This is a genomic window from Yeosuana sp. (genome assembly GCF_057126245.1).
In genome coordinates this window covers 49,311-63,731 of the sequence record NZ_DBNGMQ010000034.1, presented here as the reverse complement: position 1 = coordinate 63,731, position 14,421 = coordinate 49,311, and the positions used below count along the sequence as shown (strand labels likewise).

Here is a 14,421-nt window from a genome sequence, read left to right as displayed (position 1 = left end):
GTAAATAAGCACAATCTAAATTAAAAAATCATCAGCAATTCTAAATAAATATTCACCTATAGAATAGAGGTGTTTATTTGAATATCTGCATCTTTCCAAGCATCGTCAAATTCATGTTTTATTTTATCTGCCTCTGTTAATTTGCCTTGTGCCTTTAGGCTTTCATGCAAGCCTATTAAAGACCAGCCATTTTGTCTAAGTATTTTTAAATCTTCTTTGTATACGTTCTCAGCTTCCGCATATTTTTCAGCTTTCATTAAAACAGCACCCAAATTTTGCCTTGGCGGAATATGCCATGCAGATGGTTCATTATAAATTAGGGTATCTTCCATTTGAACAGCCTTTTCTAAATGTTTAATAGCAGAATTGTAATCGTTTTTTATAGAAGCGATTTCTCCGGCAACAACTTCATAAGCTAATTTTGCTAAGGTTGTACCATTATCAAATCCCGTGGCAATAATAGTTTCCATAGCGGGATCTTTAATCAATAAATCAATAGCATCAAGTTCTTCCTGTGCTTCTTTTACATTATTTTTTCTTGTAAAGGCAATACCTCTTGCATAATGCCAAATTAGTTTAAAATGCTTAATGCTATCGTTTGGTTTTGGATAGGTTAAAATGTCATTCCACTTGCCAAATCTGGTATAAGCTAAAAGTGGAGTTGAGGCAAAATTTTGTAAAAAGTGTAAATCTTTCATTTCGCCAACGGGAACTTTTTCAGCCGTTTTTTTAGCCGCATCAATGGCTATTTTACTATCTCCTAAAAGGCTAGAAGCCGACCATAGAAAATGGATGTTATGCGGATAATAACCAAGCGGATACATGCCTTGAGAAAAGCACTGTGAGATATAATCCTCATCTGCTAAAATGGCTTTTTGGTTTGCTATTACAGCATCTTTGTATCTGCCAACTCTAATATAAATATGAGACGGCATGTGAACAATGTGTCCCGCAGCAGGCATAAGAGTGCCTAATTTATCAGCACTTGGAACCGCTAAATCTGGTTTAGGTAATTCTACCATATGAATATAATAATGGTGTGCTCCGGGATTATTTGGATTTAGTTTCATGGCTTTTTCAAGAGCAGCTTTCGCCTCAGGAATATTTAATGACGGATTGCCATCTTTGTCCCAATAATTCCAACGAACTGTATTCATAATAGAAGCGGCATATAAGGTTTGGATGTCTGAATCTTCGGGATAATTAGCTGCTACTTTCGCCATAGCTTCCATATAAGCCATATTGAGGTCATTTACATCTTTAGTTAAATCGGTTGAATACCGATAAGTTAAAGCCTTAATAAGTGCTTGTTCTTTGGGTGATGCGGCTACTGAAAGTTGGATTGCTTTTTCAATAGCTTCGTTGTATTTATTTTTGCGCTCTTCGTCTGGTTGAGGGTCATTTATATTAGGGCCTAAGTCATAGGCTTGGCCCCAAAAAGCCATAGCGCAATTTGGGTCTAACCTTGATGCTTCCATAAAGGAACGATGAGCCTCTGCATGATTAAAACCATAAGTAAGTCGTAAGCCTTGATTAAAGAAGCTTTGAGCTAATTGATTTTTTGTACTTACTTTATACGTGTGATTTCCAAGATTCTCAAATAAGGGTGCGATTTGTCTTGTGGTATCTATATTGTTTAATAAGAATGTAGCAGGCGTGCAACTAATCGAATTACTTCCAATTTTTTTAGAATAATCGAAAGTGTCTCGAGGTGATATTTTATAAATAATAGTTGCTAAGAGAATTATAAAAGTACATACAATAATTAGTCTGGTTTTCATTATGATTGGATTTATGTTAATATAAACCACACCCTTTAATTCATGTTAATTAAAGTATAAGTAAGTAAAATAACGGTATTTGGTTGATTAAAAGGCTGCACTAGGTTTAAGTAAATATAATTAATTTAAAAATTAATAAGAAATTAAAATTACTTGTTTACTCTAAAACTTCCTGTATTTTCATCAAAAGCAATTAAATCTTTTGGGAATAAACTATTGAAAACACCTTTTGATATGAGATTACAAGGTTGGTCTGAAACCACACCATCATCGGTCATCACAACGACTGTATCACAGAGCTGGATAGTTAAATCTATTTCGTGCGATGAAAACAAAATTGTTTTGCCTGTTTCTTGAGTAAGTTTTTGTAAAAGTTTTAAAATGTATGCTTTATGATACATATCGAGGTGCGTTGTAGGTTCATCTAAGATGATCATATCAGTATCTTGTGCTAAAGCACGCGCTATCATAGCTTTTTGTAATTGTCCGTCACTTAATTCAAAACAGTTTTTATGTTTTAAATGAGTAATGTTAATAAGCTCCAGAGCTTCATTAACTTTATTAATATCATACTCGGTTAAATTGCCAACCCAATTGGTATAAGGCTGTCTTCCCAAAGCAACTAATTCAAAAACAGATAGGTTTTTAGACGATACCGCTTCAGTCAGGACTAGACTCAGCACCTTTGCCAAATCAATAGCATTAAATTGATGTAGATTTTTATTATTTATTTTAACAGTGCCTTGAAGGGGTTTTTGAACATTGGTAAGTGTCCGTAAAAGGGTTGATTTACCAATGCCATTCGCGCCAATTAATCCAATAAGTTCACCGCGATGCAAATTAATATTGATATTACTGCCAATAATAGTTTGCTCTTTTTTTGAAGCATAACCAATTGAAAGGTTTTCGGTTTTTAAAATGATATGTTTTGGTGTTTCTTCCACTTGTTAGCTTTATCTTTTATCTTTTTAATCTAAATCAAAATATCATTTTACGTTTTCTAACCAATAACCAAATAACGACAGGTGCACCAATTAAAGATGTAATAGCGTTTATAGGCAAGGTATAATCACTATTAGGTATTTGGGCGATACTATCACAAATAAGCATGATGATAGCTCCAAATAAAAACACGGCTGGTAACAATATTTTATGATTGGAGGTATTAAATATTTGACGTGTCATATGTGGAATAGCCAATCCAATAAAGGCAATTGGTCCAGCAAAAGCTGTAATGGTACCTGCTAATAAGCTAGTAGCTATTATAATTAACAACCTACTTCTTTTAATATTTAAACCAAGGCTTTTAGCATAGTTTTCACCTAAAAGGAGCGAGTTTAATGATTTTATTGAAAAGATACTTAAAACAATGCCAAAGCAATAAATAATGAAGAATATACCAAGTTCATTCCAGGATAAGTTTCCTAAACTACCAAATCCCCAAAATACATATTGTTGTAATTGTTGTGCAGAACCAAAATAAGAAAGCACACTTACAATGGCGGCTGTAATACTTGAAAACATAAGTCCAATAATTAAAATAGCCATTGTATCACGTATTTTTAAAGATACAATCATGACGGAAATTAACACCAAAAAACTACCAAAACTGGCTGCGATAACGATACTCCATTTAGATACTAAAAGGGTTGTTAAAAGTCCACCGAAAACATTTGACCCTAAAATGATTAATGCCACTCCTAAACTGGCACCAGAGCTAATACCAAGAACAAAAGGACCAGCCAAAGGGTTTCTAAAAAGGGTTTGCATTAAAAGTCCTGATATACCCAAGCCAGAGCCGACTAAAATAGCAGTAAATGCTTTTGGAAGTCTGTAATTCTGGATAATGTATAACCACGTATCTTGTTCTGTAGAACTACCTATAATACTTTTAAAAACATCTTTAAATGGAATATGAACAGATCCTAGACTTATATTTAAAACAAAACATCCTACTAAAACAAGTATGATAATGATGAATGATTTTGAATATGTTTTTGCGTTAATCAATTTAGTTCAACTTTTTAAAAAAATAGGGCTGATAATTTTCTAACAACTCCGGATGACAAATTTTAATTATATCTTTAAGGACTAAATCGGGTCGTGTCATTCCTAACTCATAATATAAAACACCACCTGTTTTACCTGTTGTATTAGTAAACGAATATATATTTTTATTTTGAAATGCTTTAAACTTAGTATAATGGACATTGCTTTTTTCAAGAGCTTCTAAACTTTCATAATTTGATGGGCTTAACCAAATATCAGCATCTTTAGCTTTTGCGTAAACGGTTTCAAAATTCAGAGACAAACTTCCGGTTCCTTGAGATTCTTTAAATAAATAGTTCGTGTTGGCGTCTTTAAGAAGTTGCGCTTCCGTACTAGTTCCATTTGGTAAATACCAAACATCATTATACATGGCTCCACTTAAAATAGTAGGTTGGTTGTTTACTTTAGAGGCTAGTTTTTTAGCTTCTAAATAATCGTTTTCAATTGAATTAAATATGGAATCAGCTTTTTTTTCTTTATCGAATAACAATCCAAAAAATTTTATCCACTCCGCTTTTGCAAGTGGTGAATTTTCAACCCAATCACCATCATATATCACAGGAATATAAGATTTTTTAATAGTTTCAAACGTCTTGTTATTACCATCAATTCCAAAGCCAATCACAACATCAGGAAATAGTTCTAAAAGGACTTCGGTGTTAATACCTTCATTTTTCCCAAGCTCTCGAACATTACCAATATCAATACGGTTTCTGGTTTTTTCAGACGATATATAATTAATACCAGGAAACCCAACCAAGGTTTGCTCAACATTCAATAATTCTAGTGACGGAATATGCGTTGTTGAAGTAACTACTATATTTTTTATTGGAATTATTAATATAGCTTCAAAATCCTTCTCATTAAGTTTGACTTTTTGACCCTTATGAATTAGCGCATATTTGTATGTTTTTTCAGATTTAGGCCACGGATTTTTAATTTCTAATATTTTATAAGTTCCTAGGTCTAAAATGCTAAATCCTTGAGCATATTTTAATAAAACCTCCTTTTTATTTAAGTCATTAACAGTTTTTTTTGAGACGTCATTTTTGCAATTAAAAAATGCAATAAACACCAATAAAAGAGCTATTTGATAGGATGAATTTAATGTTTTACTCTGTAACAATTGTAACTGTATTTTAGTTATTAGTTAATACTTTTGAATAAATTCATGGTTATGAGAGAAAATTCAAATTTAACAATATATATAGTTGCTGGCGTTATAATACTTCATTTTTTAGCGGGCTTTATTTATTTCGTTTATAAATTAACGAAGAAAAAATAAAATTCAAGAAGTAATATAAAACATAATATTTATTTTTGCATCGAAATTAGGTTTTGTTCATTTCACGTGAATAAATTAAAAGGGAATCTGGTTAAAATCCAGAACTGTTCCCGCAACTGTAAGCTATAAAGCTTCATGTTCAACTTCAATGTCACTGAAGAGAAATCTTTGGGAAGACCAACATGAAGACGCAAGTCAGGAGACCTGCCAATTTCAAAAAAAAATTAGTTAAACTTTCGGGATAAAAGTTTGCGTATGGTTGTCATGCGATTCTCGAGTAATTATTCATTAAATGAACAAAAAAGTAAAGGCTTTTAGTATGCTATGTTTAAGTATATCAATGGCTAGTTTTGCACAAAAGCAAGTCGATTCAACAAAAGTTCAAGAACTTGCTGAAGTTGTTATTACAGATTCACGTTTTAAACTGAAACGAGAAAATTCAGGGAAAACAGTTATTAAAATTTCAAAAAATGAAATTGAAAATAATCAAGGAAGAAGTATTACGGATTTAATTAATTCTAAAAGTGGTATTGAAATTAATGGAACTAGAAGTGTGCAGGGACAAAATTTATCATATTACGTTAGGGGAGGGAACTCTAGGCAAGTTTTAGTTTTAATTGATGGTATTCCTGTAAATGACCCATCATCTGTATCGAATGAATTTGATTTAAGACTTGTAGATTTAAATACTGTTGAATCTATTGAAATTATTAAGGGTGCAGCAAGTACCTTATACGGAAACGCTGCTGCAACTGCTGTTATTAGCATTACCACTAAAAAGGCTTCTAAAGATACGGTTTCAGGTAGTTTTTTAACTCTGGTTGGTACCAACCAGCCACAAGGCGATTTAAATTATAATGGTTCAAGCTTCACAAACAATGTTTCAATAAATGGGACTTCAAATAACCTAACGTATTTGGCAAGTTTTGGAAACACATATACTGATGGATTGTCGGCCGCAAAAACTGATAACCCGGAAAAAGATCCTTTTTCAAGATTTAATACCAATATAAAACTTGGCTATGATATCAATGAAGCTTTTACTATTACTACTTTTGCCAGCTATGATAGGCTAAAATCTGATATTGATGGAAGTCCAGCACCGTCTTATGTTCTTACCGATACCGATGATACATTTTTTAGCGAGCAAACTAGAGTAGGAGTGTCTCCAAAGTTTACATATGCTAACGGTAGTTTTCAAGTAAATGCGGCGTATACTAAAATTGATAGAGCGATTTTTTCAGATTTTAGCGCGAATTACGAAGCTGAAAATTTTGTTGTTGATGCTTTTAATAAATATGTCTTTAATAAAACCTTTTACACCATCGTAGGTGTGAACTACAGTAAGTATAAAAGTTTATTTGCCGTAGAAGAAAGTTATAATAATATAGACCCATATATTAACGCAGTTTATGTATCTGATTTTGGTTTGAATTTAAATGCAGGAGCTCGTTTAAATAACCATAGTGAATACGGGTCACATGTAGTGTATAGTTTAAATCCGTCTTATAATATTCCTGCTAGTTCTGGAAATATTAAAGTTTTTGGATCTTATGCTACCTCGTTTATTGCGCCTAATTTGTCACAGTTATTTGGTTTTTATGGGGCTAATTCAGATTTAGATCCAGAAGAGAATGCTACCATGGAAGGCGGGTTAGAATTTTCTAATAAAAAAGGATTTAGAATGAACGCGCTTTATTTTAATAGGAACGAAGATAAAACGATTGTTTATGCTGCCAATGGTTATGAAAATGCAGCAACCAATGCAAACGTTCATGGTTTTGAAACAGAAGTAAAAGCTAATTTAATCGACAATCTTGTTTTTACTGCGAATTATACGTTTACAGAATTAAAAGATGGTACGCGGTTGCGTTTACCAAAACATAAAGCGAATGCTGGATTAGGCTATAATATTTCTAAAAACAATTATGCATCAATAAATTATCAGTTTACCAGTAGTAGAATGGATACCGATTTTTCAAACTATCAAAACGTTGAATTACAATCATTCTCATTAATAGACTTGTATTTTAGTCAGAAGCTAATTAGTAATAAACTCAAATTTTTTGCTGGAATAACGAATCTTTTTAATGAAGATTATACAGAGGTTATTGGTTATACAACCAAAGGAAGAAATATTAATGTGGGGCTAAATATAAATTTATAAAACAGTCACTTTAGATTACGAAAAGAGGCTGTCTATTATAAATTAGACAGCCTCTTTCTATTTTAAAGGTCTAGATTAATTTAGAGAAAAATCACTTTCAAGATACATCTCCTTTTCAAACTTATTAAATGGTTTAAGATCTAAATGTTTTAAGTTACTTGCTTTTTTTATAGCTCCCGTTTTTGTAGTAATACCGCTAATATTATCAAGAGCCGCTTTTAATACGGCCTCATTTTCATCACCAAAAGGAAGTGTGTTATTCCAAAATTCATATTCTAATACTTCGATATCTGGAATGAAACCTTGTGTATAATCACTTTCTCTATTTTTATTAAATATTTGAAACACGATGGGTTGCATGGCATTAGAGTGGCTAGGGTTAGCCGATGTTCTATCTGTATAATCAGAAGTTGGTGAATCATATAAGGTAATAGAACCGACGTTTTTACCATAGGTTGTGGTTCCAATTAGTTTTACTGGAATAAATGGCTTAAGACCATTGATAACCATTTCACTAGCAGAAGCAGTATTGCCAGAAATTAGCACATACAATCTATTGAGAGAAGTTAATCTATTAATGGGTTCTTCTCCTGTTTTTTGGCTTTCTGAATTATAAACATCTAAAGTATTACTAAAATTATAAGAACCATTTTCATTGGCGTGTTTAGAATTAAATTCTAAATCTGCAAATTTTTCTTCTCCGGCGTCCGCATAAATCATGCTAGCTAAATATGACGATGTAGCAACAGATCCACCTCCATTTAATCTTAAATCGAGTATGAGTTCATCAATATTTTCATTTTTAAAAGTTGAAAAGGCGTCATTTAACTCATCATTATACGAGGACCTAAAACCATTGTAAACTAAATAACCAACTTTTTTACCATCAACATCATTAAATGTTTTAGTTAAATACACGGGGTTTTCAGAAACAACGCTAGCTATAATAGTTTTGTCTTCTACAGGTGTTAGTAAACCATTATTTTCAGTAGCAAATGAAAATGTTGTGGTTTGATTATATAATTTATTAGAGACTTCGCTAAAATTTGTAGTATTTAATTGAATTCCGTCTAGAGCATAAATAATATCTCCTCTTTTTATATTGGCAATACTGGCTGGGGAATCATCTGCAACATACCTAACATAAATAATGATATCTCCCATATCATTTATTTTAACGGCATCAAAACGCATACCAAATGATAATGATATACCTTGAAACGCTTGCTCTTGTATTATATAATCTTCAATAAACCAAGAAAACCTATCCACAATATTTGTTTGATATTTTAAGCTATTAAATAAATCCTCTGGATCATTAAATTGATTTAAATAAGAAGCGTATTCCGAAGATATATCATCTTTTGAATCTGATAAATCTGAAACAAGAGATTGCCAATTGTACCAAGAATTCATTCCTTTCCAAACAAAATCATTGATGTCTCGGGTAGAAATTGTATTGTCATCATTATCTTCAAAACAACTTGTAAGAAGAATGGACGCCACCAATACAATGTATAGGGCTTTTAAATTTTTCATTGCAATTTTTTTATAACCTTTAGTCTTTAAAACTCTAAATTTACTTACATTATTTTATTATTTAAAAAAAAATGTAACAAATTCGATTATGGTTCGTCGTAATATCAAACGCCCTAATAGAGCTTTTTAAACTAACCACAACCAAAGTAGAAGTAAAATGACGCAGACAGAATTTTTAGATATTGTCATGCCTTTTAAAGATAAAGTGTTTCGTTTAGCAAAACGATTGCTGGTATCAACAGAAGAAGCCGAAGATGCTACTCAAGAAGTTCTTATAAAGCTTTGGAATAATAAGTCGAAGTTTGAAGCTTATAAAAATGTAGAGGCTTTTTCTATGACAATGACAAAAAATTTTTGTTTAGACAAATTAAAATCTAAGCAAGCGCAAAATTTAAAAATAGTACACAGTAACTATCAAGACAATAATACGTCTTTGCAAAAACAAGTAGAGGCTCAAGATAGTTTAGATTGGGTAGGAAGAATAATTGAAGATTTGCCAGAACAACAAAAAATGGTAATTCAATTAAGAGATATAGAACAGTATGAATTAGATGAGATATGTGAAATGCTGGATATGAATAATACAGCAGTTAGAGTAGCCTTATCTAGAGCAAGAAAAACAATAAGAGAGAAATTAACTAATACACACAGTTATGGTATTAACTAATATAGAAAAGTTACTTGAAAAGTACGAGAACGGAGAAACAACTCTAAAAGAAGAGCAACAGTTAAAAAACTATTTTTCGCAAGAAACTGTAGCGCCACATTTAGAAATATATAAACCTATGTTTGCGTATTTTTTGGGAAATCAGAAAGAACAATTTACTAAAGACGTTCCATTAAAAACTAAAAGAGTATTTAACTATAAATGGATATCGGTCGCAGCAGTAGCAGTTCTTATGATTGGGTTTTATTTTAAGTCATACAATCAGAATGATTTAGGAACTTATGATGACCCAGAACTGGCATATAACGAAGTTGTAAAATCGTTAGCCATGATATCAAATAAATTTAATAAAGGAACTTCTACAATAAGTTACTTAAATGAAATGAACAAAGGAACTTCAACATTAGGGTACCTTAACGAATTTGAGAATTCAAAAAATTTAATTTTTAAACCAGTAAATCAATAATAACAATGAAAACTTTAAATAAAATAAAATCTAAAACCATGAAAAATAAATTATTAGTAATCGTAATGGCAATTATGTTAATGCCAGCTATATCATCAGCTCAAAATGTTTTTGAGAAGTATAGTGATAATTCAGATGTAACTTATGTATCTATTAAGCCTAAAATGTTTCAAATGATAGCAAAAATGGGTATTAATGTAGAAGATCCAGAAGCAAAGGCATTTATGGATATGGTAAACAGTATAACAAGTTTTAAAACCCTTGTGACAGATAACAAGACTATTTCAGCAGACATTTCTACATGGGTGAAATCTCGCTCAAGTTCTTTAGAAGAATTAATGGAAGTAAGAGATGACGGTTCTGAAGTGAAATTTTATGTAAAAGAAGGAAAGGATTCTGATCATGTTAAAGAACTTTTAATTTACGTAAATGGCATTGATAAAGCTATGAAAGGACAAAGTGTTGAAATTAATGGAGAACAAAGAAAAATAGAAACAGTAGTAATGTCTTTAACAGGAGATATCAACTTAAATGAAATTTCTAAGCTTACTGAGAAAATGAATATTCCTGGTGGTCAACACTTAGAAAAAAAGAAGATATAATTAATTGGAACTAATCAATCAAAAAAACATGCAAATAGCAATTAAATATATATTATTAACCCTTATTACAGCTCTACTTTTAGTGAGCTGTAATAATGGAGTTAGTTTACAACGATACTATGTAGATAATCAAGAATCTACAAATTTTACTTCTGTAGATTTACCAGTTTCAATAATTAAATTAGATGAAACAAAATTGACAGAAGAACAAAAGGAAGCTTATAGCTCTGTGAAACGATTGAATTTGTTAGCCTATAAATATGATGATTCTAACTTAGCTGAATTTAATACAGAATTAGAAAAAGTTAAAACTATTCTTAAAAACAAAAAGTATAGTGACTTAATTGAGTTTAATGATAAAAGTGCTAAAATTATAGTTAAGTATTTAGGCGATGGTGATGAATCTGATGAATTTATAGTATTTGCAAGTTCAAAAGAGATGGGTTTTGGAATAGTCCGTATTTTAGGAGATAATATGAGTCCAGAGAAAATGATGACCCTAGCAGATGCTATGAAAAATTCTAATTTTGATGAATCTCAACTAGATGGAATTATGGGTTTCTTTAAAGAATAGACTATATTTTAAATAATAAAAAATGGCTTGCAAAATTGCAAGCCGTTTTTTATTCAATAAATTCTATTCTTTTTCTTCCTTTTTTCTAGAATTTGAAACTATTAAATTAGTAACAATGACTAAAAAGATGATGGTAAGAATTGTTTTAGTTATAAAGTTATCAAGTATCTCAAGAATACCACATACAAAAATTCCAAGGCCTAATAATCCACACAGTATTAAAGATTGTTTGTCGGTCAGCATAAATTAAATACCTGTATAATTACTAGGTGTTATACGATTTAATTCTTCTTTTATTGTATCACTTACATCTAAAGTGCTAATAAAATTAGAAATTGATGATTGATTTATTTTTTCATTGGTTCTGGTTAAACCTTTTAAGGCTTCATAAGGATTTGGATATCCTTCTCGTCTTAAAATGGTTTGAATAGCTTCTGCAACAACTGCCCAGTTTTGTTCTAAATCTTCAGCAAACTTAGCCTCATTAAGCAATAATTTACTTAGTCCTTTTAATGTAGATTTAAAACCAATCAAAGTATGTCCAAAAGGCACGCCAATATTCCGTAAAACAGTACTATCAGTTAAGTCACGTTGTAATCTCGAAACAGGAAGTTTTCCAGATAAATGCTCAAAAATTGCATTCGCTATTCCTAAATTTCCTTCACTATTTTCAAAATCAATGGGGTTTACTTTATGTGGCATCGCAGAACTTCCTACTTCACCAGCTTTTATAAGTTGTTTAAAGTATTCCATAGAGACATAGGTCCATATATCACGATTCAAATCTATTAAAATGGTATTGATACGTTTTAAATTATCAAATAAAGCTGCCATATGATCATAATGCTCTATCTGAGTTGTTGGGTATGAATGGTGTAACCCTAATGTTTCGTTCAAAAATTTAGTACCAAAAGCTTTCCAGTCAATGTTTGGGTACGCAACGTGATGCGCATTATAATTACCAGTCGCTCCACCAAATTTAGCAGCATTGGGTATGTTTTTTAATGAAGAAAATTGTTGTTCAAGGCGAATCACAAAAACCTCAATTTCTTTACCCAAACGGGTTGGAGAAGCCGGTTGGCCATGTGTTCTTGCCAGCATAGAAACGTTTGCCCAATCTATAGCCAATTCTTTTAATTTATTATAAATAATATTGTATTCTGAGATATAAATCGTCTCAACAGCTTCTTTAATACTTAAGGGAATTGCTGTATTATTAATATCTTGAGACGTTAATCCAAAATGAATAAATTCTTTATACTGAGACAAACCTAATGCATCAAATTGTTCTTTAATAAAGTATTCAACAGCTTTAACGTCATGATTGGTTATACTCTCAATTTTTTTAATAGCCAAAGCATCATCAGAAGTAAAATCTTGATAAATAGCTCTTAAATTTTTGAAAACATCTTTTGATACGGTTGATAGTTGAGGTAACGGAATTTTACATAGCGCAATGAAATATTCAATTTCAACTAAAACACGATATTTAATAAGTGCTTCTTCAGAAAAATAGGGGGCTAACTCCTTTACTTTACTTCTGTATCTTCCATCAATCGGGGAGATGGCATTAAGTTCTGATAGTGACATTTGACCTTATGTTTTTTAAGAATTGCCAAAGATAAGTATTTGTATGTCGATTACCGAATTACTATTTATGATTTTTTCAATCGTTAATTTGTTATTCGAAATACTTATATTAGTCAATAAATATTTAACTATGAGATTTTTTCAAGCCCTTTTAATAGTATTATTTTTTCAATTATCATTTTCTCAAGTCTACAAAACTTCTGAACCATTGGCACATACCTATTCTATCGTTGCAAGAGACTCCGTTACTGGTAATATTGGTGTAGCCGTGCAATCACATTGGTTTAGTGTAGGCAGTGTTGTTACTTATGGGAAGGCTGGAGTAGGTGTAGTGGCAACCCAATCATTTGTAAATCCAAGTTATGGACAAAAAGGGTTGGTTTTGATGGAGCAAGGTTTATCTCCACAACAGGCGTTAGATGCTTTATTAGCTAATGATAGTGGTGAAATGTTTCGGCAAGTAGCTTTTTTAAACACTAAAGGAGAGGTCGCAACGCACACGGGTAGTTCTTGTATAGAAGCCGCAGGACATACACAAGGTAAAAACTTTTCAGTGCAAGCAAATATGATGCTAAATAATACTGTTTGGGACGCTATGGCGACTGCTTTTGAAACTTATAAGGGCGATTTTAGCGATCGGATTATAGCGGGGTTAAAAGCGGCGCAAAATGAGAAAGGTGATATTAGAGGAAGTCAATCGGCAGCTATTTTAATTGTTAAAGGTGAGGCAACAGGAAATTCTTGGGAAGATATTGTGATGGATTTAAGAGTGGAAGATAATCCGGATCCTATTCAAGAATTAGAGCGATTGGTAAAAGTACATAAAGCATATAATTTCATGAATAATGGAGATTTAGCCATGGAAGCTGGGGATACTAAAAAGGCTGAAAATTTATACTTAAAAGCTCAGAATTTATTTCCAGATAATTTAGAAATGAAATTCTGGTACGCTATTAATTTATTAAATAATAAAGATTTTGAAAAGGCGCATTCTATTCTTAAAGAAATTTTTGAACAAGATAATAATTGGAAAATATTAACTTCGAGAATCGTTAAAAATAAATTATTAATTATTTCAGAAGAACAGTTACAAAAGGTGATGAAGCTATAAATTCGAGTCTTTTATATTTTTACTTTTATTTTTTTTAAAACATGCCTCGCTCTAGCTTGAAATCCTGCACTTTGTTGTTGGTAATCACGCTCTAATATTTGAACAAGTTCTTGGTGAACCCATCGAGAATCTTTGCCTAATAGAAATAAGGTATTCATGGAATAAGCTTTTACAGCAACCTTTTCATCATTAATCATCCAATCAAAACAACATTCTATAATACGTTCTTTATGTTTTGCTGAAAGCATAGTTTTAAAGGGGTTATGTCCTTTTGAATCATAAGCTTTAGCTATAAACTCACAAATTTTGGCAATCGGTCTAACAGCTGAGTCTAAATGGACTTCCTTAATATTGCTAGTAAATTCTTCTAAATAAGGTATGATTACATAGATGTTTTCAGCACAAACATATTCAAAAACCCAGGCTGCTTTACAAGAAACTTTATCGTCTGTCATAAATAAAATTGAGAAGAGCTTTGGTAATAAACTCATATCATTCAATACTATTTTGGCATTTTTTAGTCTGTTCTCACGCGTAGCATTAACAAAGCTTAACTCCCCATATAATTCTTCTAATGTCATTAAATAATT

The 14,421-nt window shown here is 31.4% G+C and carries 14 protein-coding genes and 1 riboswitch; of the genes, 6 read left to right on the top strand and 8 right to left on the bottom strand.

Annotated elements, in window-relative coordinates:
* Nucleotides 1–56 precede the first annotated feature (56 nt).
* The 4 genes from AC15TD_RS03500 to AC15TD_RS03485 form a co-directional block, all read right to left on the bottom strand.
* Nucleotides 57–1,781, bottom strand: a complete 1,725-nt coding sequence (locus AC15TD_RS03500; RefSeq protein ID WP_484450751.1) for a tetratricopeptide repeat protein — start codon at nt 1,779–1,781, stop codon at nt 57–59.
* Nucleotides 1,782–1,930: 149 nt separating this feature from the next.
* Nucleotides 1,931–2,725 carry an ABC transporter ATP-binding protein gene (locus tag AC15TD_RS03495; RefSeq protein ID WP_484450750.1) on the bottom strand — a complete coding sequence of 265 codons (795 nt, stop codon included), beginning with the start codon at nt 2,723–2,725 and terminating at the stop codon, nt 1,931–1,933.
* A 34-nt stretch (nt 2,726–2,759) separates the two neighbouring features.
* Nucleotides 2,760–3,791, bottom strand: a complete 1,032-nt coding sequence (locus AC15TD_RS03490; RefSeq protein WP_484450749.1) for a FecCD family ABC transporter permease — start codon at nt 3,789–3,791, stop codon at nt 2,760–2,762.
* Nucleotide 3,792: 1 nt separating this feature from the next.
* Entirely contained in the window at nt 3,793–4,956 is a 1,164-nt protein-coding gene (locus tag AC15TD_RS03485; RefSeq protein WP_484450748.1) for an ABC transporter substrate-binding protein, read from the bottom strand.
* A gap of 190 nt (nt 4,957–5,146) precedes the next feature.
* A riboswitch (cobalamin riboswitch) is annotated at nt 5,147–5,341 on the top strand.
* 66 nt (nt 5,342–5,407) lie between these two features.
* On the opposite strand from AC15TD_RS03485, the gene AC15TD_RS03480 reads away from it, so the two are divergent.
* Nucleotides 5,408–7,282: a TonB-dependent receptor plug domain-containing protein gene (locus AC15TD_RS03480; RefSeq protein WP_484450747.1), complete on the top strand. Its 1,875-nt coding sequence runs from the start codon at nt 5,408–5,410 to the stop codon at nt 7,280–7,282.
* Nucleotides 7,283–7,357: 75 nt separating this feature from the next.
* Here the strand turns inward: AC15TD_RS03480 and AC15TD_RS03475 are convergent, their stop codons facing one another.
* Nucleotides 7,358–8,821: a S41 family peptidase gene (locus AC15TD_RS03475; RefSeq protein WP_484450746.1), complete on the bottom strand. Its 1,464-nt coding sequence runs from the start codon at nt 8,819–8,821 to the stop codon at nt 7,358–7,360.
* Nucleotides 8,822–8,978: 157 nt separating this feature from the next.
* Here AC15TD_RS03475 and AC15TD_RS03470 point away from each other — a divergent pair, with 157 nt between their 5' ends.
* From AC15TD_RS03470 to AC15TD_RS03455, 4 genes are all read left to right on the top strand, one after another.
* Nucleotides 8,979–9,488 (top strand): RNA polymerase sigma factor, encoded by a 510-nt coding sequence (locus tag AC15TD_RS03470; RefSeq protein ID WP_484450745.1) that lies wholly within the window; start codon nt 8,979–8,981, stop codon nt 9,486–9,488.
* Complete coding sequence (locus AC15TD_RS03465) at nt 9,475–9,954, top strand: hypothetical protein (protein WP_484450744.1); 480 nt, start codon at nt 9,475–9,477, stop codon at nt 9,952–9,954. Before AC15TD_RS03470 ends, AC15TD_RS03465 begins: the two co-directional genes overlap by 14 nt.
* A gap of 65 nt (nt 9,955–10,019) precedes the next feature.
* A complete protein-coding gene (locus AC15TD_RS03460) occupies nt 10,020–10,556 on the top strand; it encodes a DUF4252 domain-containing protein (RefSeq protein ID WP_484450743.1) in 537 nt (178 codons plus the stop codon).
* Nucleotides 10,557–10,584: 28 nt separating this feature from the next.
* On the top strand, nt 10,585–11,130 hold the full coding sequence (locus tag AC15TD_RS03455; RefSeq protein WP_484450742.1) for a DUF4252 domain-containing protein: 546 nt from the start codon (nt 10,585–10,587) through the stop codon (nt 11,128–11,130).
* 63 nt (nt 11,131–11,193) lie between these two features.
* Here the strand turns inward: AC15TD_RS03455 and AC15TD_RS03450 are convergent, their stop codons facing one another.
* Nucleotides 11,194–11,373: a hypothetical protein gene (locus tag AC15TD_RS03450; RefSeq protein WP_484450741.1), complete on the bottom strand. Its 180-nt coding sequence runs from the start codon at nt 11,371–11,373 to the stop codon at nt 11,194–11,196.
* Between the two features lie 3 nt (nt 11,374–11,376).
* Entirely contained in the window at nt 11,377–12,720 is a 1,344-nt protein-coding gene (gene purB, locus AC15TD_RS03445; protein WP_484450740.1) for an adenylosuccinate lyase, read from the bottom strand.
* A gap of 130 nt (nt 12,721–12,850) precedes the next feature.
* Between purB and AC15TD_RS03440 the strand changes: the two genes are divergently transcribed.
* Nucleotides 12,851–13,831: a DUF1028 domain-containing protein gene (locus AC15TD_RS03440; RefSeq protein ID WP_484450739.1), complete on the top strand. Its 981-nt coding sequence runs from the start codon at nt 12,851–12,853 to the stop codon at nt 13,829–13,831.
* Nucleotides 13,832–13,842: 11 nt separating this feature from the next.
* Here AC15TD_RS03440 and AC15TD_RS03435 read toward each other — a convergent pair whose 3' ends face one another.
* Complete coding sequence (locus tag AC15TD_RS03435) at nt 13,843–14,412, bottom strand: adenylosuccinate lyase (protein WP_484450738.1); 570 nt, start codon at nt 14,410–14,412, stop codon at nt 13,843–13,845.
* Nucleotides 14,413–14,421: the final 9 nt, after the last annotated feature.